Origin of the sequence: Brevundimonas sp. ZS04, from assembly GCF_001956865.1 — a bacterium.
GTDB lineage: Bacteria > Pseudomonadota > Alphaproteobacteria > Caulobacterales > Caulobacteraceae > Brevundimonas > Brevundimonas diminuta.
Map to the genome: position 1 here is coordinate 97,882 of NZ_MTHE01000002.1, position 23,730 is coordinate 121,611.

At 67.4% G+C, this 23,730-nt stretch carries 29 protein-coding genes; 5 read left to right on the forward strand and 24 right to left on the reverse strand.

What is annotated here, in order from left to right:
- Window position 1 precedes the first annotated feature (1 nt).
- The 22 genes from BJP32_RS03540 to BJP32_RS17040 all read right to left on the reverse strand — a co-directional run bounded on the left by BJP32_RS03540 (window position 2) and on the right by BJP32_RS17040 (window position 19,488).
- Window positions 2–703, reverse strand: a complete 702-nt coding sequence (locus tag BJP32_RS03540) for a DUF6441 family protein (protein WP_076222917.1) — start codon at window positions 701–703, stop codon at window positions 2–4.
- Window positions 700–867 carry a hypothetical protein gene (locus tag BJP32_RS17300; protein WP_158043290.1) on the reverse strand — a complete coding sequence of 56 codons (168 nt, stop codon included), beginning with the start codon at window positions 865–867 and terminating at the stop codon, window positions 700–702. Before BJP32_RS17300 ends, BJP32_RS03540 begins: the two co-directional genes overlap by 4 nt.
- Before the next feature lie 53 nt (window positions 868–920).
- Window positions 921–1,460 (reverse strand): hypothetical protein, encoded by a 540-nt coding sequence (locus BJP32_RS03545; protein ID WP_076222919.1) that lies wholly within the window; start codon window positions 1,458–1,460, stop codon window positions 921–923.
- A gap of 15 nt (window positions 1,461–1,475) precedes the next feature.
- Window positions 1,476–2,780: a phage tail tube protein gene (locus BJP32_RS03550; RefSeq protein WP_076222921.1), complete on the reverse strand. Its 1,305-nt coding sequence runs from the start codon at window positions 2,778–2,780 to the stop codon at window positions 1,476–1,478.
- Window positions 2,781–2,853: 73 nt separating this feature from the next.
- Entirely contained in the window at window positions 2,854–3,285 is a 432-nt protein-coding gene (locus tag BJP32_RS03555) for a hypothetical protein (RefSeq protein WP_076222923.1), read from the reverse strand.
- A gap of 3 nt (window positions 3,286–3,288) precedes the next feature.
- Window positions 3,289–3,618: a hypothetical protein gene (locus BJP32_RS03560; RefSeq protein WP_076222924.1), complete on the reverse strand. Its 330-nt coding sequence runs from the start codon at window positions 3,616–3,618 to the stop codon at window positions 3,289–3,291.
- Between the two features lies 1 nt (window position 3,619).
- Window positions 3,620–4,693 (reverse strand): major capsid protein, encoded by a 1,074-nt coding sequence (locus BJP32_RS03565; protein WP_076222926.1) that lies wholly within the window; start codon window positions 4,691–4,693, stop codon window positions 3,620–3,622.
- Window positions 4,694–4,757: 64 nt separating this feature from the next.
- Complete coding sequence (locus BJP32_RS03570) at window positions 4,758–5,447, reverse strand: head decoration protein (RefSeq protein ID WP_076222928.1); 690 nt, start codon at window positions 5,445–5,447, stop codon at window positions 4,758–4,760.
- 69 nt (window positions 5,448–5,516) lie between these two features.
- Window positions 5,517–7,106, reverse strand: coding sequence for a S49 family peptidase (locus BJP32_RS03575; RefSeq protein WP_083673860.1), 1,590 nt, complete (start codon window positions 7,104–7,106; stop codon window positions 5,517–5,519).
- A gap of 10 nt (window positions 7,107–7,116) precedes the next feature.
- The gene (locus BJP32_RS03580) at window positions 7,117–8,763 is read right to left on the reverse strand and encodes a phage portal protein (protein ID WP_076222931.1); all 1,647 of its coding nucleotides are present in this window, start codon (window positions 8,761–8,763) and stop codon (window positions 7,117–7,119) included.
- A gap of 8 nt (window positions 8,764–8,771) precedes the next feature.
- Window positions 8,772–9,212 carry a hypothetical protein gene (locus BJP32_RS03585; RefSeq protein WP_143255408.1) on the reverse strand — a complete coding sequence of 147 codons (441 nt, stop codon included), beginning with the start codon at window positions 9,210–9,212 and terminating at the stop codon, window positions 8,772–8,774.
- A gap of 213 nt (window positions 9,213–9,425) precedes the next feature.
- Window positions 9,426–9,656, reverse strand: coding sequence for a gpW family head-tail joining protein (gene gpW, locus BJP32_RS03590; RefSeq protein WP_076222935.1), 231 nt, complete (start codon window positions 9,654–9,656; stop codon window positions 9,426–9,428).
- Window positions 9,656–11,767: a terminase gpA endonuclease subunit gene (locus BJP32_RS03595; RefSeq protein ID WP_076222937.1), complete on the reverse strand. Its 2,112-nt coding sequence runs from the start codon at window positions 11,765–11,767 to the stop codon at window positions 9,656–9,658. The genes gpW and BJP32_RS03595 overlap by 1 nt, the downstream gene beginning before the upstream one ends.
- Window position 11,768: 1 nt before the next feature.
- On the reverse strand, window positions 11,769–12,344 hold the full coding sequence (locus BJP32_RS03600) for a hypothetical protein (protein ID WP_076222939.1): 576 nt from the start codon (window positions 12,342–12,344) through the stop codon (window positions 11,769–11,771).
- Window positions 12,345–12,575: 231 nt separating this feature from the next.
- Window positions 12,576–13,148 carry a transcription termination/antitermination NusG family protein gene (locus tag BJP32_RS03605; RefSeq protein WP_076222941.1) on the reverse strand — a complete coding sequence of 191 codons (573 nt, stop codon included), beginning with the start codon at window positions 13,146–13,148 and terminating at the stop codon, window positions 12,576–12,578.
- 216 nt (window positions 13,149–13,364) lie between these two features.
- Window positions 13,365–15,224 carry a hypothetical protein gene (locus BJP32_RS03610; protein ID WP_076222942.1) on the reverse strand — a complete coding sequence of 620 codons (1,860 nt, stop codon included), beginning with the start codon at window positions 15,222–15,224 and terminating at the stop codon, window positions 13,365–13,367.
- The gene (locus BJP32_RS03615) at window positions 15,221–16,528 is read right to left on the reverse strand and encodes a CHC2 zinc finger domain-containing protein (protein ID WP_076222944.1); all 1,308 of its coding nucleotides are present in this window, start codon (window positions 16,526–16,528) and stop codon (window positions 15,221–15,223) included. Before BJP32_RS03615 ends, BJP32_RS03610 begins: the two co-directional genes overlap by 4 nt.
- Window positions 16,525–17,226 carry a DNA methyltransferase gene (locus tag BJP32_RS03620; RefSeq protein WP_076222946.1) on the reverse strand — a complete coding sequence of 234 codons (702 nt, stop codon included), beginning with the start codon at window positions 17,224–17,226 and terminating at the stop codon, window positions 16,525–16,527. Before BJP32_RS03620 ends, BJP32_RS03615 begins: the two co-directional genes overlap by 4 nt.
- Window positions 17,223–17,624: a winged helix-turn-helix domain-containing protein gene (locus BJP32_RS03625; RefSeq protein WP_198935256.1), complete on the reverse strand. Its 402-nt coding sequence runs from the start codon at window positions 17,622–17,624 to the stop codon at window positions 17,223–17,225. The genes BJP32_RS03620 and BJP32_RS03625 overlap by 4 nt, the downstream gene beginning before the upstream one ends.
- Entirely contained in the window at window positions 17,605–18,447 is an 843-nt protein-coding gene (locus tag BJP32_RS03630) for a DUF6551 family protein (RefSeq protein WP_083673863.1), read from the reverse strand. Before BJP32_RS03630 ends, BJP32_RS03625 begins: the two co-directional genes overlap by 20 nt.
- A gap of 145 nt (window positions 18,448–18,592) precedes the next feature.
- A complete protein-coding gene (locus BJP32_RS03635) occupies window positions 18,593–18,955 on the reverse strand; it encodes a hypothetical protein (RefSeq protein ID WP_076222948.1) in 363 nt (120 codons plus the stop codon).
- On the reverse strand, window positions 18,952–19,488 hold the full coding sequence (locus tag BJP32_RS17040) for a hypothetical protein (RefSeq protein WP_143255409.1): 537 nt from the start codon (window positions 19,486–19,488) through the stop codon (window positions 18,952–18,954). Before BJP32_RS17040 ends, BJP32_RS03635 begins: the two co-directional genes overlap by 4 nt.
- 422 nt (window positions 19,489–19,910) lie before the next feature.
- Here BJP32_RS17040 and BJP32_RS03645 point away from each other — a divergent pair, with 422 nt between their 5' ends.
- Window positions 19,911–20,669 carry a helix-turn-helix domain-containing protein gene (locus BJP32_RS03645; RefSeq protein WP_232623986.1) on the forward strand — a complete coding sequence of 253 codons (759 nt, stop codon included), beginning with the start codon at window positions 19,911–19,913 and terminating at the stop codon, window positions 20,667–20,669.
- On the opposite strand, the gene BJP32_RS03650 is transcribed toward BJP32_RS03645, so the two are convergent.
- On the reverse strand, window positions 20,666–21,031 hold the full coding sequence (locus BJP32_RS03650) for a hypothetical protein (protein ID WP_128718997.1): 366 nt from the start codon (window positions 21,029–21,031) through the stop codon (window positions 20,666–20,668). The two genes, BJP32_RS03645 and BJP32_RS03650, sit on opposite strands and share 4 nt — an antisense overlap.
- 332 nt (window positions 21,032–21,363) lie before the next feature.
- Here BJP32_RS03650 and BJP32_RS03655 point away from each other — a divergent pair, with 332 nt between their 5' ends.
- Window positions 21,364–21,807: a hypothetical protein gene (locus tag BJP32_RS03655; RefSeq protein ID WP_143255411.1), complete on the forward strand. Its 444-nt coding sequence runs from the start codon at window positions 21,364–21,366 to the stop codon at window positions 21,805–21,807.
- Between the two features lie 155 nt (window positions 21,808–21,962).
- Here the strand turns inward: BJP32_RS03655 and BJP32_RS17050 are convergent, their stop codons facing one another.
- Complete coding sequence (locus BJP32_RS17050) at window positions 21,963–22,172, reverse strand: hypothetical protein (RefSeq protein WP_143255412.1); 210 nt, start codon at window positions 22,170–22,172, stop codon at window positions 21,963–21,965.
- A 95-nt stretch (window positions 22,173–22,267) separates the two neighbouring features.
- On the opposite strand from BJP32_RS17050, the gene BJP32_RS03665 reads away from it, so the two are divergent.
- The 3 genes from BJP32_RS03665 to BJP32_RS17305 are packed head-to-tail and all read left to right on the forward strand — an operon-like array spanning window position 22,268 to window position 23,039.
- Entirely contained in the window at window positions 22,268–22,669 is a 402-nt protein-coding gene (locus tag BJP32_RS03665; protein ID WP_143255413.1) for a hypothetical protein, read from the forward strand.
- Window positions 22,666–22,878 (forward strand): hypothetical protein, encoded by a 213-nt coding sequence (locus BJP32_RS03670; protein ID WP_076222961.1) that lies wholly within the window; start codon window positions 22,666–22,668, stop codon window positions 22,876–22,878. Before BJP32_RS03665 ends, BJP32_RS03670 begins: the two co-directional genes overlap by 4 nt.
- On the forward strand, window positions 22,878–23,039 hold the full coding sequence (locus BJP32_RS17305; protein ID WP_158043291.1) for a hypothetical protein: 162 nt from the start codon (window positions 22,878–22,880) through the stop codon (window positions 23,037–23,039). Before BJP32_RS03670 ends, BJP32_RS17305 begins: the two co-directional genes overlap by 1 nt.
- Window positions 23,040–23,730 lie beyond the last annotated feature (691 nt).

Here is a 23,730-nt window from a genome sequence, read left to right on the forward strand (position 1 = left end):
ATCATCGACTCCGATGCGTGACGATCAGACCCGCCGTCTTCGACCCCGCCTGTTCGGCGAGGGTGTCCAGATCCATGCGTTTCTGTGTGGTGATCTGCGGTACCAGGATGAACGCCACGAACGACTGCCCGGCGGGTCCATACAGGCGCGATCCACGGCCCTTTGACCTGTAGGGCCGCGCCACGCGGCCGGGGCCTAGCATGGCCTGATCGGCGATCAGGAAGGCTCGGCGACCGCCCTTCTTGCCGCCCTCATACTGAAACCTGAGCTTCATGCCGGTTCGGCGCTCAAAGCCGCCCGGCGTGATCCGCTCGCGCGCGCCGCGCTTGTTAACGGTCGCCCCCATGCCGTTGGCGCCGCGCTTTAGCCCGAACTTGCCAGCCGCTTCGGTCGGAATCGCCAGCCAGCGCCCGCCTCCGGCGCGAATGATGGTGGCCTTCAGCGCCGTCTCGATGATGGCGGCGGCCGATCCGCGAACGGCGACGTATCCGGCAGCGTCGACGCTGTCCTGCCCCTGCGGATACACCTTGCCACGCCACGCTTTCGGCAGCCGATTGCCTTTGAAGGCTCGTTCCGTAGCGCCGCGCAGGAGCCCCTTTAGTGTCTCCGTTCCCTCCCGCACGCTGGCGGTGACGTCGCGAGCCAGTTCCTTTTCGATCTCGGCGGCCAGACCCTCCGCCTCGATGCTGACCTTCGCCCTCATTCGTCATCCTCCCGACGAAGGCCCTTGATGATCTGCCCCTCGACCAGAGGCAGGGCCTCGGCCATCAGCAACCGGGTCGCCTCGTCCATCGGCCCGCCCAGCTGCGCGAAGGCGACCACGGCGCCATAGTCCAGGGCGAAGGCGCCGAACCCGCTCGACCTCAACTGGCCGGCGCAGGCGTCGAGGACGTCCCAGACGCGGCGCCCTTGCGGGGTCTTCAGGACGTACTGGTCGAAGGGGCAGGGCTCGCCTTTGCCTCCGCAGTATTGTCGTCGGCAGCTATCCCGGCAGTAGGATCCGCCTCCCTTGCCGAACTGCCACTCGGCGAGGGAGACGATCCGTTTTTTTCCGACAGCAGAGCGAACACGTCATTCGCATAGCCCTTGTCGAAAAAGTCGAAGATAGCCGGAGACTGACGCAATAGCCGGTAAACCTGCATCGGCTGGGGATTTGGTAAAAGCTTCCCCTTCTCGTCGCCGAAACCCTCCCACTTCAAGGCCCCGGCCGAAACGATGGCGGCGACCATGGTGAAGGTGATGCGTCCGGTGCGTCGCGCCGGCGCCTCATCTGCAGCCTGTTCAGCAATGGCCTCATCTACGGCGCCGAAATCACCTCCGATTTCAAGCTGACGCATCAGATCCGATAGGATCAGTCGCATATCGACGATGACCGGGGTTGAAACGGGGTCCATATAAACTTTCAGACCTCTGACGGGCTCAACCCACTCCGCCGCCGCCTCTTCTTTCAGTTGAAGCATGGTTCAGTCCTCTCCTCAGGCGCCGTAGGCCGAACCGGCCACGTCGTTGTCGAGGATGACGGTCAGCGCCCGACCAAGCGTCGGATCGACGGCCGCCTGATAGGCGTAGTCCGCCTGGATGCCGCCCGGCCCCGTCACGGGGCGCTTCGCCTTGGGAAGGAAGACGCGGTGCTGGATCAGCCGCAACGAGAAGTCCGTGCCGGGCAGCGTCCACATATGTTCCAGGTCGCTGGCCTCGCCGTTCTCCGCCTGCAGCTGCAGCTCAGGCCCGCTGTAACGGACACCGATCTGCCCCGTCAGGGCCAGCGCGCCTTCGTCGATCCCGCTGACCCGGCCGTCGCTGCGGATGGCCGGGACTGGGTCGAGACCGTTCGACAGGTTGAACTGGCCGCTGACCAGATCGGCGATCGGCACGCCGTAACGCAGCACAGACCCCGAGAACTGCGAGAAGCGCGCCACCGCCATTTCGGCGGCGACCGTGCCGGCGGCCGACGCCGTGGCGACGGATTCGCCCTGGGCGATCAGACCCAGCGTCGCGGTCAGATTGCCCCCGCGCTGCATCTGAACGCCCAGGGTGTTGGCCTTCACGCCGTAGTTCATGTTGAAGGCGGGAACCTCGGGATGCTGAAGCTCGATCGAGGCCGATGGCAGCACCGCCGCGCCGCTGGTGAAGGTGTGACGATACCCGCCCGACGCGGCGCCGCCGGTCAGCGTCGCACCCGAGGCCGTCGCGTTGGATGCCGGGGTTTCGCCGGCCTCAATCGCAAAGCTGTTGCCCGACACGCCCAGCGTGTCGTGCTGGATCAGAATGGCGTTGCCACGGTCATTCTGGCGATAGGTGGCCGCCGCGACGCCTGTCACGGCGCTGGCGTTCAGGGCGCGCACGGCGTTCGCCACCGTAGCCGGAAGCGTCGCGCCGATCTGGATCTGATTGGCGGTTGGCGTGCCGGTGACGAAGGTGAATGCCTGGCCGCCGATGCTGATGGTCGCATTGTTTACGGGCTGGGCCGAAAAGGTGATCGTTCCCCGCGCCGCCTTGCCCGCCGCGCTGGTCGGGGCGCCGAGCAGCATCCTCAGCCACACGCCGCTCTGCCGCGCGCAGATGGGCACGACCACGTCGCCGGTGTTCGTCACGGCGTCCCGGCCGGGCTCGCTGGGCTCTCGACCCCGGCCCAGCAGTTCACCGTCGATCAGCGGCTGCTCCTCGCCGAGCGACGCCGAGACGAAGGCCATCAGGCCAAAGCCGGTCGCGGGCGGGAAGCCGAAAGTCTGTTCAATCGCCAAGGCCATGCGGGCGTTGGCGCCGCGTGCGCGTGCCATGTCAGTTCTCCATCATGAGGGGTGTCCGCCTGGGGCCGGACGAGGTCAGCCAGGTGCGATCGGCTTGGGCCGATCAGGTCAGCGGGTTGGACGTCGAGTAGACGACGACGATGCTGAGCTGCGCGCCCCGCACCGGTTCGGCGCTTTCTAAGGTCACATCGTCGGTCATCGGCGCCGTCGCCTCGACCCATTCGGCGACACCGCCCAGGCTTCGATCCGTTTCAATCCTGTCGCCGATCGGGATCAGCAGCTGGTCCAGCAGCTCGTGCCGATTGGTCGAGCCCGGCGGACCCAGAACCTCGACCTCGAACTCGTGGGTGTAGGTGTAGAGCAGCGGCGAAAGGGTCACCTCCGGTTCCCCCGGATCGCCGTCGTGCAGAATGATGGTGCCGCCCGGATCCGGCCGCTTCGGCCAGGGTTGGTCGCGCCTGACCTCGGCGTGGGGCGCGGCGGCTTCCAGCAGCGCCTTCACACCCTTGGCGGCGGCTTCACGTGCGCTGCCCATGGCTCAGCCTCCGACCGGAACGACAGCGCACAGCCACCAGCCGTCTTCATTGCGACGCGGATCCCCCACGATCTTCAGCGTCTCGCGTACCGCGCCGGTCACGTCGTCCAGCAGCTGTATCTGCTGGCCTTCCTCTGGTTCGGCGATCCAGCGCTGATGGATCTCGACGGCTCGGGCCGTCAGAATGTGCGACGCGTCGCCATACCGCGCGATCGCGTCCTCTTCAGCCGGGTGGACCCGCACCTCGCCAGCCACGCCCGTCCACAGCGCAGGATCGCCGAGGTGGTCATCCACCTCGGCGACCATGGCCGTCAGATGCTGCCCGAAGCCCATCTTAGGGCTGGGGCCCCCAGACCCACTTCGTGGTCAGGCGAGGCTTCCGCCAGATCGGCAGGGAGTTCATCTGGTACTTCCATTCCAGACCCGCTCCGTGCTTCATCACCTCTTCCGAGAAATGGATCAGGTCCTCGTCCGAGAAGGTCGCGCCGTCCAGTTCGCGGATATCCAGCGGCGGTGCCGCATAGGTGACGTGCGACTCGATCGTGCCGGTCGGGTAGGAAACACCTTCCTTGGCGTCGAGCAGCCGCGTCGTGCCTTCCGTTCCCCACAGCTTCACCCGCGCGCGGTACTCGCGGATGGTGCAGCCGGAGATCTCGATCACACGACGGAAGCTGTTGGCCGACTTCTCGCGCTGCTGGTTCAGCAGCTGGAGCATGGCGGGCGTGCCGGCGAAATACTTCTCCACCGACGGGTGCCGGATGATCTTGCTGTAGAACTCCGGCGCGATGCGGACCTCCAGCCCGGTCATCGTGTCGTTGACCAGCTCCTCCTCGGTGCCGGAAAGCACCTCCTCCAGCGCCGCCGGCACGTCGAAGGTCGGATCGTCCAGGTCGAAATAGACCACACGCTGCTGCAGCTCGAACACCTTGTTCAGGTCGTAGATGAGCTGATTGGCGCCGTCGACAATCCGCCCCTTCAGCGAGGAGATCTTCATCACCTCAAGGGTGATGGAAAACTTCAGACGGTTGCGGCGGTGACGGGTTTCGACCTTGTTGATCAGGGCGTCGTCCGGCGTGCGGGTGCGCCGAGCGTAGGCCATCCAGGACCGGATGTCCGCCGCCAGCACGGAGTCCTCGTGGCTGACGTTCGGAATCTCGAAGATGACGCCCTTGCCCTTGCCGTGGCGAGCGATGCTCGACGGGCGGCCGCCTTCCGTGACCGGCAGGGCGGTGATCACCCCGTCATCGATGTCGATGCGGACGTAAGGCGTGTCCAGGCCTTCACTCGGGAACATGCCGTCGGCATTGAGCTGGCCGAACTGGTCGGGGACGGAGTTGATCAGGCCGGTGTGGTGCGCGGCCGTCAGGGGCAGCAGCGAGCCGCTGTCCAACAGTTCATCGGGGTCCATCGGAGCCCTCCTATCGTTTCAGTGTTCAGGGATGCCGGGCCGCCAAGGGGCCCGGATTGCCGGCTCAGCCGCTGACGCGCGGTTGGATGCCCAGCGAAGCCAGACGGCGGTAAGCCGCTTCCTTCTGGCCGTCGGTGACGCCCAGAGGCCAGGCGATGGCCTCGCGACGAATGATGACCGGGCCGCGCGCCAGGACCGTCAGCTCGACATCCACCCCGACCGGCGCCTCAGCCGACAACAGGTTGACGCCGGTGATGATCTGCGAGCCGTCCGTCGCCGCCGGATCCCACGGCGCATCCTTCTCGATCACGCCGTCCTCATAGGCGACGGAGACCGAAATCCGGTCGCCGGCGACGAAGTCCGCCGAACCGTCCGACAGGGTGAAGTTGATGGCGCCGTTGTAAGGCGAGCCGACATTGCCCGCGCCGTCCAGGCTTCCGTCGGGACGGATCACCTGAAAGGCGCCGCCGTCCGCCGCCGGAGAGACGATGACCACCTCGTACTGGCCCGCAGCGGCCCCGGTGTCCGCCGTAACGACGCCGATCGCGCCGTTGCCCGTGCCGACCACGGCGCCGGCCGTGACGGTCGCCGCGCCGATCAGCACCGTGCCGACAAGCACGAAAGCCGCAAAGGCCCTCGTCGTACCGACGCCGCCCAGGCCGACGCGCTTGTCGGTCGTATAGGTCGGATCGTACTCCGAATGGATGAGATCGCTGAGCCCGGGCAGGCCGGTCTCGAAAGTATAGGCCTTCATGACGGCCTCCTCTGTTCAGCAGGTTGATGCAGCCGGGATCAGGTCCAGCCCCCGGCCGAGCTGGTCGGCTCAGCCGGCGCCGCCGCCCCGGTTCCGATCGATGCGGTTGGCCACGGCCGCGCTCATGCCCGTGGCCCCCTTGGCCCCGTCGGCCCTCAGGCGCTGGGTTCCCGACATGGCGCGATCCAGGCGGCTGCCGCCTTGGACCGAACCGGCGACGGCGGCCGACGCCTTGAACTGCGCCAGCGTCTGGCCCGACTGGATGGCGGCCAGAGCGAGCGCCGGGTTCTTCTTGGCCTCAGCCGAAGCGGCGATGGCTGAAGCCTCGCCGTTGCCGCCTTCCGACGCTTCCGGCGCGTCGTCATCCTCGTCGTCGTCTTCGTCCGGGTCCTTTTCCTCGGCCGAGGCGCCGCCCTGGCCGGCGGCGTCGTCCTCGTCGTCCTCGTCGTCCTCGTCAGGTTCCGCCGCAGTCGCGCCGGTCTTGACCTTCGCAAGGTTCGCCTGCGCCAGGCGCAGCGCCTTCTCGGCCTGGGCCACCTGGGCGGCCGCTCGGGCCTGCCGGCCCGCCGTGGGTTTCGTGGCCATCACGGCCTCCTTTTCGGTTTGGGCCGAAGCGCGCGAGCCCGACGCGCCGGCTTGGTTTCCTGAAACAGGCTCGGAAGAAACGTGCTCGACCAGGGCGGCGAAGGCCTGCTCCTCGTCCATGATCTCGTCGGCGAGACCCAGCGCGACGCCCGATCGGGCCTCGTCCTGGTGCTCGGCCATGAAGACGTCGGCCCTCAGCTGCAAAAGCTGGTCGCGGGTCAGGCTTGATCGCCCCGCCTCGACATCGGCCAGGAACAGGGCGCCCACCTGGTTCACATCCGCCTGCCATGCCGCCCGAGCGCTCTCGCTCAGCGCCTTCCACCAGGCGCCGTCCGTCTTCACCCCGCCCTCGGGAAACTCGATGGTGGTGATTTCGACGCCGTCCTGCTCCAGCGATCCGGCATGGCTCTCATGCACCATGACGGCGCCGATCGAACCGACGTAGCCGACGCTCGGCGCGATGATCCTGTCGGTCTGCGCCGCGATCCAGTAACCGGCCGAACAGGCCATATCGGCGTAGGTCCAGATCGGCTTTCCGCCGGCTGCCTCCCGGGCTTCACGCATGAAGCGGGCGAGGGTCGGCAGGCCGCCGGCCACGACGCCGCCCGGCGTATCAAGGCGCAGGAAGACGCCGCGAACGCGGGCGTCCGCCAGGGCCTCGCGCATGGCCATCAGCAGGGTGTCGTACCCGTGCCAGACGACGCCGCAGAACTCGTCGCCGCGTTCGACCAGAGGGCTATCGCATTCAATGAGCGCGACGCCGTCCTTCAGCGACCAGCAGAATCCGGTGTCCTCGACCTCGCCCAGCCAGCGCGGTTGATAGGCGAGACGCTCCTCGATCGGGACGAACGGCGCGCCCTCGCCTTCGTCGTCCCAGGCGAACGCCGTGCGCGCGCTGTCGCCGGGCGCGTGGCCCAGGCCAACGCGGCGCAGGAAGGCGTCCAGACGCGACGGACGGCTGAAGGCGCGCGGATCGACCGAACGGATACGCAGCGCCAGATCTCGGGCGGCCGCCGGCGTCAACAGAAGGGGGCGGCCGGCATAGCGGGCCGCCATAGAGGCGTAGTCAGGCATGGTGTTTTCCTCAGGCGGCGGTGCGCTGATCCAGGAAGGCCTGGTGCGCTGGATCTCGGCTGGTTGCGGCGGCGCGCTCCAAGGCCCCGCCCGGCATGGTCAGGCCAAGCTCCTGGTACTTGGCCTGCTCTCGCGCCGTCTGCTCCAACACCTCTTCCCAGTCCTTGCCTTGATCGTCGCACTCGTCTTCCAGGGTGCTGACGTTGGCCTCAATGCGCGCCGAGGCTGCGTCGATCTCCTTGGTCGGATCGATGAAGCCCCGACCCGGGCCGATGCAGTGGATCTGGCAGTAGGCGTCGACCGCGTCGTAGAAGTCCGGCGCTCCCTCGGGGATTTGCACGTAGCCCCGGTCGAAAGCCTCTTCGGCCCAGGCCACCACGAACGGCCTCACCAGCTGGTCTTCCATCAAACCCATCAAGGCGACGGTTTCGGCCCAGGCATGGACGAGGGCTGCACGCGCAGACGAGTAGTTCGTCTGCGAATAGTCCATCGACAGCTCTTCGTAGGTCACGCCCAGCGAAGCGGCGATCAGGCGAAGGATCGAGCGCACGAAGGCGTCGAAGCTGGTCACATCCTTCGACGCCGTCTGCAGCTGCAGTTCGTCGCCGTAGGGAAAAACCGGGATCTGGGCGCCGTTGCCCAGATTGACCGGGTTTTCCTTGTAGTGCTCCTGGCGCCAGGTCTCGAACTGCTTGACGTCGCCGGGCTCGAAACTCTCGCTGACGGCGCCCGGCCCGCCGTTCGACTTCATGAAGGCGACGATCAGCGCATTGACCGTCGCGCTCTGCAGCGTGGCGTCCGTGAACCGGGACAGCGCGCGGAAACTCTTCAGCGCGGCGGCGAAACGGCTGACGCCGCGCGTCTGGCCGGCCCGTTCCGGCTCGAAGCAATGGAACACCTGCGGCCGACCCCATTCGGTCCAGCGCTCGAACCTCTGCCAGCGGAACTGGCCAGGACCGCCGAAATCGGACGGATGCCGCTCGCGGATATGATAGGCGTCGGCCGCGCCCCAGGCGTCGAACTCGACGCCGCCGCGCAGCTCGTCCCGATCCGGTCGACCGTTCGGATTGCTCAGCCGGTCAGGATCGACCAGACGAAGCCGCGTCTTGTACCGGGTCGCCTCGTCTTCCGCCCATTCGCACAGCCCGAGCGCCTCGCCGTCGACCACGATGTGCGACGCCGCCAGTCGGAGCTGCTGGCCCCAGGTCAGCTTGCGCTCAGCGTCGGACGTAAAGGCGTGGCCGTAGCCGTAAAGCTGGAACTCTGTGCTCAGATCGGCGCCGAGCTGCCGCGCCGCCTCTCTGTCGATGCCGAGGGCGCGGGCGTTCGGCCTGAACTTGACCCGCCAGCCTTTGCCGACGGCCGCATTGACGCGACGGGACCGCGCCGAGGCGGCGACGGGATCGTTGCGCACCCGCTCCCGCACGCGGGCGGTGACGCGATCGCGGTTCGGAAGCCAAAGCTTGTCCGCCGAGCCGAGCTGGGCAGGCCATTCGGCGAAATAGGTGCCATGGCCGCTCGCCCCCTCATAGGACGGCGTTCCGCCCATGGCGGCCGTATCCGTCATCGCCACGGCGCGCGCGCGGGCGACCTCCAGGCGAGAGATCGACCGGCCCGAGGCAGACACCAGACCTGAGGGAGCGAACGGCGTGCGCATGGCGCGGCTCAGTCCTTGGCCTGCGCAGTCGCGCGGGCTTCCAGAGCTGCAAGGCGCGACTGGAGCGACGCCAGTTCTCCGGCGCTGGCGTTGCCTGCCTCATCAAAGGCGGCGAAGCGGGCCTTCAGAGCCTCGTCCAGGCCTTCGAAGCGCTCATCAATGGCGGCAAGCCCCGTCTTGAGGGCCTCATCACGGGTTTCGCCAGCCTTCTCCAGACCGCCGAAGCGCTCATCGATCAACGAAGCGAACTTATCGAACCGTTCGCCGATCCACGCGTCATCGTAAGCGTCCGATCCGGTTACAGCCACGGGCTCAAACGGTGCGCTCAGCGCCTCGTTGAACTGTCGGCGGGCGTTCAGGACGCCTTCGACCAGCGTGTCAGGCACGGGGCGGCTGGGAAAACTCACCAGGGCCCGCATCGCGTCCAGCAGGACGATCAATGCGGCCACGGCGGGCAGGTTCGACAGGGAAACGCTCGCGACGACGGTTTCTGACGCCGGCGCGGCGGCGGGCGTCTTGGGGGTTCGGCTCATGGTGGCCTCCTCGATGTGGTGAAATCCGGGTGCGAAGGCGGCGCCGCCCCGACGTCGGCGGTCAGGGACCGCCGGCGACCGAGAGCCTCCCCGAACCCGGGGCGGGAGGCCGGTTGACGGCGTAGATCGTTAAAGGCGGATGCTCAGCGCGCCTCGGCGGCGCAGCGGCGCCCCGTCCAGTTGCAGGGCCTTTGCCTCAAGATTGGCGATCTCGGTTTCCAGGCGTCCGATGTCGCCTTTGGCGTACTTCACGGTCCGCCCATTGCTTGTGATCTCGGCCACCTGACCGCCGGCGATAATCTTGGCGTAGGCTGCACGGAAGGCGGCCAGCTGGGCGGTCTCTGCGGGCGTCAGCGCCATTAGAAGCTCCATTTCTTCTTGGCCGCGGCGACCTCGGCCGAGCTGGCGGCGGGCGCTGACGGCGTTTCCGACTGACCGGCTGGCGGGCGTTCCCACAGAGCTTCCAGGCCGGCCTTCTCAGCCTGACGACGGCGCGCCAGTTCGAGCCAGTCCGGCTCGGCACCGGGAACGCCGATGCCCAGAGAAGCGGCCAGCGCGCGGTTGTAGACCCACAGGTCCAGTTCCTCGTTTCGGCGACGGACGCGGACCCAGGCCTCATCCTTCACGACGCCAGTCTTGCTGTCCTGGACAGAGACCAGAGCCTCGCCGGTCAGTTCCTCGAAGAAGTCCCGCTCGACCCAACCCGGCCAATGAGGACGACGCGGCGCGCGGGCGCCCTTCTCCCCTTCCAGGCTCAGCGGTATCGCCTCGTTCATCAGCGTCCGCTTCAGATCCCAGGTGCCGACGCGCCAGGTCCGGCAAGAAACCACTCGCCCCTCAGGCCCTTCCAGCTTCTGTTTCGCGCCTCGGCGAAGCGGCATCCGCCCCCAACCGTCAGCGCCGTCCAACGCCTTCGATTTCCCGTGAGCCGAGCAGTAAGCGTAGACGTGGAAAGTCCCGTAGCCGGAATCGACGCCCTGAACTTCGGTGGCGACGTACCCGCCGTCCTCATGCGGCCAACGTCTGCGCTCCAGCTCGGCCAGCTCGGCCCAGATCTGCGGCTCCGACGGGCCGCCCTCGATCCGCCCCTTGTCGATGGGGACGTGCTCGGCCTCGGGCCCCCAGGCATAGGCCGTCCACTGCGCCCAGTCGCCGTTCAGGTCGACGGCGATGGTGACGATCTCGTAGCCCGACGGCACCACGCCCTTGGTGAACCGGCCGTCCCGACGCTCCAACAGCTTGTCGACATCGGCCTGCTGGACCGTGACCTCGTAAGCCTCGCCGAAGATCTGCTGGTGCAGGGCGATCTTCGCCTCTTCGTCCGTCGCATCCCGGATCTGTTCGGCGATGTAGGCCCAATCCACGGCGTCCGATACGACCTGCCAGGCATGGTAGCTGGGCTGCCGCCCCTCTGTGGGCCGTTCCCGCCAGGCCTCGTACTCACTGACGGCGATGAAGGCGCTTGGCGCCGGATTGTCAGGGTCCGTCGACGGAAAGGTCGGTATCCAACCGCCGCGCACGCCGTGCGCAGGCTCCCGGTACGGGTGACAGGCCTCAACCATCGCACGCTTGTGCCGATGCTCGATCACGCCGCCGCATGACGGGCAGTTGAAGTGGGGCGTTTCGCCCTTCTCCACGCCCATCATCATATCGCGATCCAGTCGGATCAGCACTCCGCCGGGCAGGCCCGAGCAATGGGGACAGGGCAGGTACAACCGGCGCTGGTCGCCGAGGCGATAATCGGCCGTCACCGGGCAGCCGGTAAGTTCGCCTTCGTTCTCCTCCGAACGGCGCACGAGCCCTGGCGTCGAGTTATGGAAGGTCTTGGCGCCGGCCAGTTCCCACTGAAGCTGGCGGACCTTGATCTGCTTGTGCGGATCGCCGCGATCTCCGACCGACACGCTCCAGTTCGGCGTCTCTTCCTTCACCACCAGGCAGAAGGTGACCATCTGCAGCGGCTTGGCGCTGGTCGTGCCGAAGAACTGTCCGTACCCGCCCGGGAATCGTTTGTAGGTGTTGGTCGAGCCCTGCTCGTCCCGCGATGTCACTGCCCGGATTTTACGGCGCAGCTCGGGCGTGGCGTCGACAAGCGGTTGCCACTTCGTCCGGTTGTACTTCAGCGCCTCGTCGCCGCTCGGCAGGGCGACGCCCCACGGGCGAGCCACCACAGCCGAGTAGTAGAGCGTGGCCAGCACGCCGATTGTCGTCTTCGCGATCTGGGCGGAGCCGACGAAGGTGACAGTCCTGGCGGGATCATCGGGGTGAAGCCGGTCCAGCGGCTCGATCAGGTACTCGAACCCGTCCCAGGACAACTCGCCTTCGCGCGTCGTTCCCGTTTCGCCGGGGATGTTGACCCGCCCTTCGGCCCAGGCGCTGATCATCTGATCGGGGGCAGGCGTCACAGCCGTCGCCATGGCCATGACCAGCGACGCCGCCTGCCGCGCCAGCTCGGCGCTGCTGAATAGGCTCATGTCAGGCCGCCGCCAGCTCGTCTTCCGTGAAGCCGCCCGCCAGCTTGGTCAGCTCGGTCACAAGGTTGTTCAGCAGCTTCTGGTCTGCCTGTTTCAACACATGCTCGGCCTGGCGGACGTCGTTCATGCCGGCCACCTCAGTGGCCAGGGTGCGCCGACGGCGCTCCAGCGCCTGGGTGAAGGCGACGCCCATGGCCTCGATCGCCATCGTCACCGCCGCCTTCGACAGAAGCTCGCCCTTCCGCTCAGCCAGGTCGAGTTCGAGCTTTTCCTCTTCCAGCGCGCGCTTCCGAGATCCCGCCGGGCCCGCAGGCGCCGCCGACGGCGCTTCCGCCACCTGACGGCTGTCCTGGACCGAGAGGGATTCGCCGCGCGCGCGGATCAGGGCGTCGTAGTCGACCTCTTTGACGCGCCCTTGAGGATCGCGCCGGACAGGCAGGTCCTCATTCCGCGCGATGAAGCGGGAGATCGAGGATTTGTTGATCGGTCGCCCGGCTTTGGCTTCCAGCGCCGCCGCCTCGCTGACGCTGACCCAGCGCCGTGACGATCCACCATCGAGCAGGAAGGGCTCTGTCATGCCGTTGCGCTCCCTGTTGCGTCAGCAACGCCCGTTGCACCCCTCGAAACATCGCTCACTAGGGAACGAAAACGCTCTGCCCCACCGCATAGGGTCAGAAATGGGGGGAAGGACCCAAGGCCCGCCTAGCCGCGACACAAGTCATTGAAAGGCAATGAAAAACCCGCCCGGGCGGAGCCTTGGGCGGGTGGGTCGGAACGGGCTGAGGCTGGACGGCTACCGCACTGCGCGTCATTCGTCTGACGGCAGTGCAATGATCTGGCGCGAATCACGCCCTAGCAGGGTGAATACGACTGCCGCTCTGTCGCCGTCAACCATCTCTTCGAAGACGAGATCGTAGTCAGCTGTCGGCCCAGCCAGGCGCAGTTTGTCGCCGCGCTTGTATCGGCAGGCCTTTGGAGCGCCCTTTTCGTTGTCATTACGAGGACGCTGCAACACCACCAGCCCATTGACCTCGCGGGCCTTCATCTCGGTGATGAAGCGGCTGGGGATGGGACAGGGCCGAGCCGTCTCACCGACGCCGCGCGTGATCACCTCCGTCACGCCCATGGTCGAGTAGACCGCACGCCAACGGTCCTGGTCGAGATCCATCTCGATGAACAGGTAGCGCGGGATCATCGGTCGAGGCGACGGCGCCACGCCGTTCCGAACGCGGGCCCGGGCGGGAGGCGGCACCAGCGGCAGATAGACGTTGAAGCCCTGCTGCTCCAGCTGATACCGGGCGTGTCGTTCCTGATGGGCGTGGGTCACCACGACATACCAGGCCTTGCCGGTTTGGGCGGATAGAGCGGTCGACGCGGTCACTTCTGCAGCCCCTTTGCTTTGGTTTCGGGCGTCCCACGGCGTACCGGCTGAACGTCCCACTTATCTTTTTGAGAACAATCGATAAAAACAGAGATGGGACGCGCGGGACGCATGGGACGCACCTGTGGCGTCGTGCGCTCCCGCATGTGCGCCCCCGCATGGGGCCGGGGTCGCGTCCCATGCGTCCCGGTGTCCCATGCCCGGCTCAAAGCCCGATCAGTCATGGCTTTCACCGTGGGACGCAGGGCGGGACGCGCGGTCGCTTGGGGCGTCCCAAACAGGCGCTTCGAACGGCGTCACCTCCGCCGGATCAGCCCCCAATCCGACCGGCCTCTCTAGCCAGGGGGTCAGGGGGACGGCCAAGGCGCGGCTCTGGTGCATCCCGAACCTCACAGGTGTCGGCAGCGGTCGCGGCGCATAGGCCTCGCCCAGGTCCGCCAGGTGCTCCAGAACCCCGCGCCAGTTGGCGTAATGCGTCCCCGCCAGCGCCCGCGCGAGGGCCGGATGGTTGGTCGAGATCAGCAACCATGGGCCCGGCCGCTCATGGGCGCCGTGCCCATTCTCGATCTTCAGACCGAAGGTCTTCAGGACCTTCTCGTGGAAGCCCGGGCTTTCCAGCTGCTCCTGGATCATCTCGCCGATGGTCAGGTGGCGGTCCTTGGAATGCTGGCCCGAGTTGATGGCCCATATCCGCGACAGACACGCCTGCCCCGGGTTCTGCGCCGCCGAAGTCTCTTCCCGGTTTCGGATCAGGGCCGACCATCTGGCGACCTCCTCCCGCGCCGTCTCGATCGTGAGAGCCTCATCGTGCAGCAGCAGCCGTCGCCCGGCGGCCAGCGCCGCCACCAGATCGGCCGCCCGGGGCGTCTGCCCGCTCTCCCCCAGCGCAGCCTTCAGCAGGCTGACGTCCGCCCGGTATCGCTTGGCCTCGCGCACGGCGCGCGCCAGCAGGCGCGGCGAGATCTCCCGCGCCCAATCAATCGCCTCCTTCAACTTTTCGTCGGCCCCGCCCTTGGCCTTGCCCAAAAGCCTCAACCGCACCTCGACCACCCGAGTGGCCATGGCGTCGCCCAGCTGCACCGGCAGAATGCTGGCCAGATAGGCCGACCCCACGGCGGTCTGTCCCGCCGTGCGCCCGCCCGTGTCGCCCTGTCGACGGGTCGATCCCTCGCCGGTCGACATGCGGCGCAGCACCTCCAGCGCCTTCTCAACCGGTCCCTGCCCGTCGACGCTGGGCTCCGCCTCGTCCAGGTAGAGCGCCCGCGCCTCCCCCGATAGGCCGTTGCGCAGGCCCGCTTCCGAGAAGCTATCCAACAGGTCGCCGGCGTTCGCGCTGCCCGCCGCCTGCAGCAGGCGCGACAGCGTCGTCTTGCCGGCCCCGGCTCCGCCGCTGACGCTGGCGTGCGGCCTGAACGGCGGGATGGCGCCCAGAAGCGCCGTGCCCTGCCACCCGAACAGGGCGTCCGCTTCGCTAAGACCCTCGGGATCGCGAGGATCCAGCGGCGCGAAGTTCCACAGATTCATCAACTCGCGCAGCTTCTCGCCCTCGGCGATCGTCGCGGGCTTTCCCGGCCTGGGGGCCGGGGGGCGCAGCAGCCACAGCGGCCCTCGAGCCTGGGCCCCGGTCCTCAGGGCCTCCGCCACCGATTCCCAATCGCTCTCGCCGAAGGGCCATCGGCCGACCGCGTCGCCGGCGTGGACGACGGGCCCGTCGACGGTAGACCACACCCCGTACCCGCGCTGCGGTCGATCGCTGTCCCACCGGCCGGCTTTCCGACATCGATCGACAAACCACTGCGCCGCCATGTCGCGCTGAAGCTTGCCGTCGTTATCGCGCCATTGGGCCAGGAACACCCGCCCTTCCAGGCTGACGAAAAGGTCCGTCTTCAGCATTCCCGCGATCTTGGACGCCGGCTCTCGCCGCAACTCGCCTTCCGGCAGGGCGAAATGCACATAGCCGCCCTCGAAGCCCAACGGGATCACCGGGCAGTCCTCGACCTTCGGCTCGATCCAGACGGCGCCGGACTTGGATTCGCTGTCCGGTTCGGCGTCTTCCAGCACATAGGAATCGTTCATGCGGCTACGCCCCCAGATACGCTCGCAGCGGCTTCGGCCGCCTTGATCACTTGATTGAAGTCCATGCCGATCGGCGGGCGCGACACGCGCACCTGCGTCGGGCTTTCGTCGCTCAGGCGGCGGCTCCAGTTGGCGCGGGCCAGGGCGCCGCTGACGCGCGCCCGCTCGGCGCTGTCGCGGACCGCCTCGACCATCCGCTTCTGCTGGCGGCCGCTGCGGCCCTTGACCGTCACCGGGCTCATGTCGCCGTCGACGGCGATGTCGATCAGGCCCCACGGGTTCGCCGGATCTTCCGGCCAGGTGAACCCGGGCCTCAGAGGATCGGCCCGGATGCGCCAGATATCCCGCGCCCCGTCCTTGTCGATCGCCTCAAACCCGCTCAGCCGGTCCAGCGACCCCGCCGCCACGGCGCGCACCGACCGGCTCAGCGGCCCGGCCAGCATCATGGCCCGCGACGCGGCGTTCTCGACGCCCTCCGCCACGACCAGGGGGCCCGGGGCGTCCGGTCGCGTCAGCCACAGCCCGCCGGGCAGCACATAGCCCTCGATGTCGCCATGCCTGTCCGGCCGAGGCGGCCCCGCCAGTCCGTCGCGGCGCGCCAGCACGAAATGTCCCTGCGGGCCCAGCATCCGCTTCGACGGCGTCCGATGGGTCTTTCCGCGCCCGTTGGGGGCCAGATAGGTGCAATGCACGCCGCCGGTCGGGCCCAGCTCGGTCATGACCAGGATCACCATCGCCGGCAGGAAGACGCCCCGCTCTGGGTGACCGCTATGCCAGGTCCGGGGATTGAACCCGACCAGCGCCAGCATCCGCGCCGCGACCGGCCCTCGGATGCCCCGCGCCTCTTCCAGATAGACCTGCACCAGCGATCCGGCGGCGGGTTCGCGCTCGCGCCAGATCTTGCGCGCCATCTCCAACCGCCATGCGGCGTCGGCCAGGGCCTCGGCCTCCGCCTCCTTCGCCGCCTGCGCACGGCGTGCGCGCGACGCCTCGCTCTCGGGCTTCAGCTCCCCGCCCAGCAGGCGACGCGCCGCGTCGGCCATGGTATCATCGCCGCCCGAGAACAGCCGATGCTCCAGATCGATCACATCGCCGCCGCGCGGGTCGCAGGAATAGCACTTCCAGCGCCGCCCATCGGCCGACACGCGGAACGGCGCCAACTTGCTCTTGGCCCCGCATTCATTCAGCGGACAGACGCCCCGATAGCCCTTGCCGGTCTTGCGCAGCTTGCACTTGGGCGCCCGGATCGCGATCTCCTCGCACCGGACCGCCGCTCGCGCCCTGTCGAACAGCTCGTCGCTCATGCCCGCACCTCTGACAGGCCCTCTGCGGCTCTGACCGCCGTCTCGATCCGGGCGCAGGCGGTATCGAAATGCTTCGGATCGATCTCGACCCCGGTGAACCTCAGGCCGCGCTTGATCGCCGCCACTCCGGTCGAGCCGCTGCCCATGAACGGGTCGCACACGGCCTCGGCGTTGATGGTGGCCAGCACCTTGTCCATGACCGGCTCGGGCTTGACCGTCGGATGATCGACGCCGGTGAAGCGACCGCTTTCGCTCAGGATCCAGCGCGCCTTGTCGGCCAGCGACCCGATCGGATGCGCGCCCGCCAGCCAGGCGTGAACCCAGAACTCCGTGTCCGGCCGATAGTGCTTGTTCGCCACCGGCATGGGGTTCGTCTTGTGCCAGGCGCAGACCACGGTCCGATGGAACCGCGCCGCCAGACGCGGCAGCAGCTGCGGCAGCTGATCGTTGTGACAGAACACCGCCACCGACCGAAAATTTGCTGGCGAACAGATCCGATCGTCAAATCCCTGATCCAGCCCCGCCGCCGCGATCCGGTCCATGTTCGGCCGGGCCTTGCGGAACCTGCCCGCCCCTCGCGTGTCGAACGCATACGGCGGATCGAAAACCCCCGCGTCCTGGGGTCCTAGGGACCGCACCACCTCATACCCGTCGCCCAGGTACAGCGTCGCCGGGCCGATGACCTCGACCCGGCTCATGCCGCCGCCCCGCGCGAGGCCTCGATCTGTCGTCGCGCCTCGGCCTTGTTCGCCGGCGTCATGAAATAGCCGACGCCCCAGCGGGTGCCGATCTCGATCCCGAACGGTTTCAGCTTCCGCCGGATGTGGCAGACGAAGACGTCCACGATCTTCATTTCGGGCTCGTCATCGCCCCGGTCGCGGTACAGCGCCGCCATCGCGGCGTCTTTCGTCAGCACCTCCCGCTCCAGCAGCGCGCCGAACAGCCGCGCCTGCTGAACGGTCAGCCCCCATTCAAGCGGCGGCAGGACGCACAGCCCCATCGCCTCTTCCAGTTCCTGAATGCGGTCTTCCAGGCGCACGATCGTCGCCTGCAGCGCGGCCTCCCGCGCGGAGAACTCAGCCGGCTCTACGACCACGCCGCTTCCCCTTCCGGTAAAGAACGATCGCCAGCGCCTTCCACACCGGCGTCTTGTGCGTGGCCGCGAACACGGCCGCCTCCTGCTCCGCCGCCTCGCCCAGCGCCAGCATGGCGTTCGCCACCCCGTCCGCGTCGATGTCCTCGCGGTACTCCTCGTCGTGCAGCAGCGTCTCGACGGCCTTGATCTGCCCCGCCGTCAACGGCCGCGCCCGCCCTTTCACCAGGGCCTCCAGCACGATCCGCGCCCGCATGGCGCCGCGCCGGTTGATCAGGGCACCGACCGCCCGCACCGCCACCGTGTCCCCGATGGCCCAGACCCCGTTGCCCGGCGTGGAGCGCAGCATCTTCACGCCCGCTCGCGCACAGACCTGATCGATCGTCAGGGCTTCCTCGTCGCCGGCGGCCGCCGCCGCGAAATGCATCTGCATCGGCGTGATGTTCAGCCGGTCGCGGTTGTGGCCGATGAAGCTGTGGGCCCGCTCCGTCCGGCTGGCCGCCTCGACCACCATCACCGGAATGGTCGTCACCGCTGGATGGCTGCACGCCGCGATCGCCGTATGCTGGCCGTCGATCACCTCCAGCCCGCGCTCCGTCCGGGCGCAGACCGGCGGCTTGAACCGCCGCCAGTCCCAGCGGGCGCAGATCTTGCGCACCAGCTTGATGGACCGCTCCGACAGGTTGCGCTGATACCCCTCGTCGATCAGCAGCGTTCCCGGATCCGCCCATTCGAAAACGGGCGCCGCCGTCTCCGCCATGCCGGCCTCGACGCCCGACAGATTGATCGCCTTCACGCCCCTCAACGGGCTTGACCCGCCTGTCATCGCGCCCTCTCCCTCGGCTCGGCTCGGCTCGGCTCGGCTCGGCTCGGCTCGGCTCGGCTCGGCTCGGCTCGGCTCATCAGTTCGGCCCGGCACAGGGCCACATAGCGATCATCGGCGCGGCGAAACGCCTGGCTGCCCGGTTCCATCATCCGTCGATGTCCTTCCGTTCGCGGCGTCCGGCCGCGCCTCGATGTCCGGCCAGCGCCTCGCGCGCGGCCTCGGCCGCCGCCTTCAGCGGCCCCTGCAGATCCCGACGGCCGGCCGTGGTCTCGGCGCAGTACCGGCGCGACAGACGCGACAGCTGCACGCATGGGTTCGATTTGGTGACCACGCCCGGCGCGCAGGCGTTCTTGGCTTCATTCGCCACGCGGGCCAGCGCCGTCGTCGGCTTGCTGGGAGCCGCCGCCGCTGCGGCCTCGGCCTGGGCGATCAGCTCGTTCCAGCAGGCCTCGTCATTGGCCGTCATCCGGCCGTCGGGCCCGCCACGCAGATTGCCGAAGCGGCTCATGGACGCCTCCGCCGCTTCGTCGCCGCCGGAGCGCTGGTCTCCGACGGCGACTCGGCCTTCTCTCGCAAGCGCCAACCTGGAGAGAGAAGACGATGACGCCCGACGCCGTTCTGACGATCGAAAAGGCGCTTGAGACCCACGGCCGCCTGATCACCGCGCAAGGCGAGCGCCTGAACCAACTCGCGCGCATGGTGATGGATGACGCACGCGAACGGCATGCGCTTGAGCGCGTACTTCAAGCCCTTGCCGCTCAGGTCGCAGCAGACGCCCAGGACCCGCTGAAGTTTCTGGATGAAGTCCGAACCAAGGCCTTGGCGCCCATGGCCGGCGTAGATCTGACCGACGCCCGCGAAGCGATCGAACGCGTCTTGGCCAAGGTCGAGGGCAGCTTGACCGGCCCCCAGCTCTAGGGCTTCAAACGCTGCGATTTCCCGCCGTCGACGCTGGTCGATGCGCCGCCATTCGCGTTCATGCGCCTCCGCCTCCGCTTCCAGCTGAACGGTCCGGGCCTTGATCCTGCGGGGGGCGCTCATGGGCGGGCCTCCGGCTCGAGATCCCCAACAGAGGCGGGCAGAGGTCGGCCAGACAGTTCTGGTGGATACCAATCGGCTGCGACCACCTCCCCCCGTGTCCAGGAGATCGCATCGGCGATCTGATCTTCCTTCGGAATGATCCGCTTCGGATGGCCGAATGGAAGCAGATAGCGGCTCGCGGCTTGACGTGAGATCCCCCAACGCTCGCCCAAAGCCATCGCGCCTAGCCCTCGGTCTCGAAGCCAGCGATCCATTTTGGGGCGAGTTTTAAGGGGCAGATGGGCGGCCATTGGCGACCTCGTGATTCGGTTCGCCAAGGAGAAAGAAACTTATTCGGTGATTTTTGCAACCGTTTGGTTTAGTCGTTTTCAGCTATGCCGTCGCTCGCGCTCATCCAGCCGGTACATCATCCTCGTAGGACTATGTCCAAGGTGGTTGATAATTCCGGGAACAATGACGCCGCTGCCCTTCTGGGACGCGCGCTGGCCGTTTTGCGCCGTCGGGCCGGCCTAAGTCAGGCTGCTGCTGGGCAAAGAGCCAATATGTCCGGCCAAGGCTGGGCGAAGTATGAAAACGGCCAAGCCCCGAGCATCTTTTACCCAGAGAACCAGCGCCGCCTGACGGCCGCCGTCGACGCGACGCCAGCCGACTTGGAGAAAGAGCGCCTCGGGCTTTCAGGAAGCCCGCAGACCAGCAACGTAGTCGACTTCCGCAAGTGGGTTGATAACGAGCGCGCTCAAACCCTGCCGATCCGCGATCGCGTCCAGGCCGGCGCATGGCTTATGGCGGATGACACCTCACAGGCGGAACCGAAGCAGTATCCCTTTGCCCGAGACCCCCGGTTCCCTTACGCCGATCAGTGGCTATCCGAGGTAATAGGCGACTCTGTCGATCGCCTCGGAATATTCGAAGGCGATCTCGTTCACTGCGTCGACTTCGAAGGTGCAGGCATTGGCCTTCAGAGCGGGCAAATCGTTGAGATTGAACGGCTGCGCTTTGGCGGATCCGAACGCGAACTCAGCATCAAACAGGTTGAACTGACCGCCAATGGCCCGCTGCTGTGGCCGCGCTCTTCCAATCCTCGCTGGCAAGCCCCTCTTGGCATGACAGATGGAGCCGAAGACGACGAGGTCCTCGTTCGCATCCGAGGCCTCATCGTCCAGTCCATTCGGCGTTTCTAGCGCCCTTGAGCGGCGTCAAGCACCATCCGCTCTAACGTCCCGTTGCTGTTGCAAGTGACGGTCACGAGCGGATCGTTTGCGAACTGCCGCATCTCAGTGATGCGGGTATTAACAGTCACCTGCGTCCCAGATCCCTGAGGCTTGACGAAGACGTTCAGATCTACCGCCTGCCGAACAGGCACCTCCAGGGGCGCAGCACCGCAGCTCGCCCATGCAGCCACGGTGCTATCCCCCCTAGGCGAGGTAATCATGCGCTCCGCGGCAACGATGCCGCTGTCCTTCTCGATGGTCTTGATGGACAGATTGTTCGCAGCGAAGAACTCCACCACGCGCTCCCAGACAGCGTCTTTCCCTTCCGGCACGACGCGACTCTTCGGGAAGTCGTAAACCTCGGGCGCTGTAGCGCACGAGGCGAGAGCCGCCCCTAGCGTTGCCAGCAAAATAATTGACCGCCCCACCCGCATGCTCCTTGCGTTGAAATAACGACGTACACCTAAACACTTAGCTACACCAACTCGCAACCCTTTGGTCTGCGCTCGCGCCACCACAACGTTGCGGTTTAAACGACGCGGTTGACATCCCAACTGTTTGGTTGAACTGTTGAGTTGTCCCGCGCCGTTCGGTTGGGTTTCCCCCAGCTCCCTCCCGGCGCTCTTCCGTTCAGGCGCGGGGCGTCCCTTTGGAGGAGCGCCCCATGGCTCACGGAATATTCCAACCGTCCACCGCCCCGACGACAACTTCGGACGCGCACGCCGTGCGCGCCTCGACCGCCCACGATTTCTCGGGCGCCGTGCCCGTCGTCAGCATCGATGACGAACTGCTGGACATCATCGCCCTGCTGCACACGGCGCCGATCCGGTCCTTCGACCTGTCGACGGCGGCGGTCATCACCGGCCCCTTCATTGAGGGCCGCGTCTGCATCCGCATGGACGGCCGGTCCTGGTCCCTGCCCACCGTGTCCTGTTCCGTTCTCGCCCTGCTGGTTCGTCTGGAGCGGTCCCTGCGCGCCTGCGACCTCTTCGCGGACGCCTTCAACGCCGCCGTCGTCCAGGCCGAGGCCAAGGTCGACGCCGTCAACGCCTGGTCCGCCCGGGTGCGTCCCGGCGCGCCTGCGTCGGATCAGGAGGCGTTGGCATGAACAGCCTCCGCTACAGCGTCCCCCGCCTGCTGACCCAGAGCGCCCTCGAGTCCGATATCCGCAAGGCCGATCTCTACCGCTTCCTGAACCGCGAGGGGGGCAAACGCCTGCCCGGCATTGAGGGATACAAGCGATGCGAGGTTTTCAGGACCGGCTCATACGCCGTCTTCGGCCTGATCGAAGAGATAGCCCTCGGCAGCGCCGCGTATGCGGTGCGGCACGGTGTCTGGCCAGTCGGGAAAATGCGTGAGCGCCCGGTCGCGGAAATCCGGTGCGAGGGTTTCACCTGCGGCGATCAGGGCGGCGATCGCCCGTTCGGCGGCCTGGAGCTGCTCGCCCGGCCTGAGGGTGAAGACGTCGTCCATCCGCTTCTCTCCTGTGCGTGGAACCGCAGAGAGAAAAGCGAGTCGGAGGCGGGGCAAACCTCGGCCCCGACCCGCCCGCAAGGCGGAGCATGCTGATGACGTCCGCCCTTTCTTTTGCCGACGCCTCCGCCATGCGCGCCGCGCTGGCGGGAAACGACGAAGGCCCTCTGGTCGTCATCGAACTGCGCCCGCCATGCCCTTCCGAACGGATCGAGATCTCGGGCGGCTTCGACGGTCCCGACCCGATCCACGTCGTAAAATCCCTGTGCCGGGCCCTCGAATGCGGGCCCGGGGCTCTCCTCGCCGTCGAGGATCCGAACGCCCGCGGCCTGCGCGGCGACGCCGCCCGCTGCTACGTCCTGAACGCCGCTGAACAACGCGTCGCCCGCATCTGCGGCCTCAGCTTCGCCTATGTGAACGTCGCCGCCTCGGCCCTGGTCAACCGCAACTGGCGGCCCGGCCAAAATCGGGAAATGGGCGTGAGGGCGGACGCATGATTCCGGCAGCCCTCTGCTTCGCCGGCCTCGGAGCCCTGGCCTGCGCCCTGACCAAGGAGGGGCTGAAAGCCTCAGCCCTGGCCGGGATGAACTTCGACATCCTGCGGCGCGCCCGCCACGCCGGTCGCCTCTTGGTCCGCGCCTTCATCCTGCATGGGGTCGCGCTCGCCGCCGCCGCCATGGCGGGCTTCATCCTGGGACGCGCCTGATGCCTACCCGGCCACGCCGCACCGGCCCCGTCCTGACCGACGCCGCGCGCGAAGCCTTCGCCGCCGCCCTGGTCATCCTTCTGGCTCTCGCCTTCGCCGGCGCCGCCCTCGAGCGGACCGGACCGGCCCAACCTCTTCCCGATCATTACCGGATCCGCTGACATGGCTTCTTCCGCCCCACGCGAAATGCGCAAGCCCGACTTCCCGGGCATTGTCTACAGCTACACTGACGTCCTGCGTCTGCTGCGCGACCAACCGCACGGCGACGCCGGACACCTGGCCGGCCTGACCGGCCGCGTGCCGTCGAACGTCCGTCGCGACATGCGCAAACTGATCGATGCCCAGGTGGTCGAGCACGACGGCGCCTGCTGGCTTCTGACTGACAGGGGCCGCCAATGGGTCGCAGGCCAGGACGTGGCCGAGGGCCTGACCTCGGCCGAGGACGCGATCGACCGCTGGCCCATCGACAAGTGCGTGCCGAACCCCGCGAACCGCACCGTCAATCCGTCCTCCATTCCCGATATGGCGGATCAGATCGAGGGCGCAGGCGACATCCTCCAGCGGCTTACGCTAACGCCGGTTCGCGCTGACGGCACCCGAATGATCCTTATCGGAGAGCGACGCTGGCGAGGGGCGAGCTTGCTTCGGGACGAAGGCCGCTTGCCGACCGCCTTGGTCGAGGGACTGCCTTTCGACGAGCGGGAGGCAACCGAAGGCGAGGCCGCTCTTATCGCGGTTATTGAGAACAGCGGCCGCGAGGACATGACCCCTTGGGACGACGCGCTCATGCTGGCGCGGGCGGCGAAAGGCCTCGGCATCACCAACGGCTCCGAGCTGGCGCGTCGTGCCGGT

Bases quoted from the DNA above. Each gene is read 5' to 3' on its own strand.
- BJP32_RS03665 (WP_143255413.1), top strand. From the start codon at position 22,268: ATGACGTCCGCCCTTTCTTTTGCCGACGCCTCCGCCATGCGCGCCGCG.
- BJP32_RS03545 (WP_076222919.1), bottom strand. From the start codon at position 1,460: ATGCTTCAACTGAAAGAAGAGGCGGCGGCGGAGTGGGTTGAGCCCGTC.
- BJP32_RS03620 (WP_076222946.1), bottom strand. From the start codon at position 17,226: ATGAGCCGGGTCGAGGTCATCGGCCCGGCGACGCTGTACCTGGGCGAC.
- BJP32_RS03630 (WP_083673863.1), bottom strand. From the start codon at position 18,447: ATGACAGGCGGGTCAAGCCCGTTGAGGGGCGTGAAGGCGATCAATCTG.
- BJP32_RS03560 (WP_076222924.1), bottom strand. From the start codon at position 3,618: ATGGGCTTCGGGCAGCATCTGACGGCCATGGTCGCCGAGGTGGATGAC.
- BJP32_RS03540 (WP_076222917.1), bottom strand. From the start codon at position 703: ATGAGGGCGAAGGTCAGCATCGAGGCGGAGGGTCTGGCCGCCGAGATC.
- BJP32_RS03655 (WP_143255411.1), top strand. From the start codon at position 21,364: ATGGCTCACGGAATATTCCAACCGTCCACCGCCCCGACGACAACTTCG.
- BJP32_RS03550 (WP_076222921.1), bottom strand. From the start codon at position 2,780: ATGGCACGCGCACGCGGCGCCAACGCCCGCATGGCCTTGGCGATTGAA.
- BJP32_RS17050 (WP_143255412.1), bottom strand. From the start codon at position 22,172: ATGGACGACGTCTTCACCCTCAGGCCGGGCGAGCAGCTCCAGGCCGCC.
- BJP32_RS03580 (WP_076222931.1), bottom strand. From the start codon at position 8,763: ATGCGCACGCCGTTCGCTCCCTCAGGTCTGGTGTCTGCCTCGGGCCGG.
- BJP32_RS03615 (WP_076222944.1), bottom strand. From the start codon at position 16,528: ATGAGCGACGAGCTGTTCGACAGGGCGCGAGCGGCGGTCCGGTGCGAG.
- BJP32_RS03555 (WP_076222923.1), bottom strand. From the start codon at position 3,285: ATGGGCAGCGCACGTGAAGCCGCCGCCAAGGGTGTGAAGGCGCTGCTG.
- BJP32_RS03670 (WP_076222961.1), top strand. From the start codon at position 22,666: ATGATTCCGGCAGCCCTCTGCTTCGCCGGCCTCGGAGCCCTGGCCTGC.
- BJP32_RS17305 (WP_158043291.1), top strand. From the start codon at position 22,878: ATGCCTACCCGGCCACGCCGCACCGGCCCCGTCCTGACCGACGCCGCG.
- BJP32_RS17040 (WP_143255409.1), bottom strand. From the start codon at position 19,488: ATGAGCGCCCCCCGCAGGATCAAGGCCCGGACCGTTCAGCTGGAAGCG.
- BJP32_RS03575 (WP_083673860.1), bottom strand. From the start codon at position 7,106: ATGCCTGACTACGCCTCTATGGCGGCCCGCTATGCCGGCCGCCCCCTT.
- BJP32_RS03595 (WP_076222937.1), bottom strand. From the start codon at position 11,767: ATGAGCCTATTCAGCAGCGCCGAGCTGGCGCGGCAGGCGGCGTCGCTG.
- BJP32_RS03570 (WP_076222928.1), bottom strand. From the start codon at position 5,447: ATGAAGGCCTATACTTTCGAGACCGGCCTGCCCGGGCTCAGCGATCTC.
- BJP32_RS03610 (WP_076222942.1), bottom strand. From the start codon at position 15,224: ATGAACGATTCCTATGTGCTGGAAGACGCCGAACCGGACAGCGAATCC.
- BJP32_RS03645 (WP_232623986.1), top strand. From the start codon at position 19,911: ATGTCCAAGGTGGTTGATAATTCCGGGAACAATGACGCCGCTGCCCTT.
- BJP32_RS03635 (WP_076222948.1), bottom strand. From the start codon at position 18,955: ATGAGCCGCTTCGGCAATCTGCGTGGCGGGCCCGACGGCCGGATGACG.
- BJP32_RS03600 (WP_076222939.1), bottom strand. From the start codon at position 12,344: ATGACAGAGCCCTTCCTGCTCGATGGTGGATCGTCACGGCGCTGGGTC.
- BJP32_RS03565 (WP_076222926.1), bottom strand. From the start codon at position 4,693: ATGGACCCCGATGAACTGTTGGACAGCGGCTCGCTGCTGCCCCTGACG.
- gpW (WP_076222935.1), bottom strand. From the start codon at position 9,656: ATGGCGCTGACGCCCGCAGAGACCGCCCAGCTGGCCGCCTTCCGTGCA.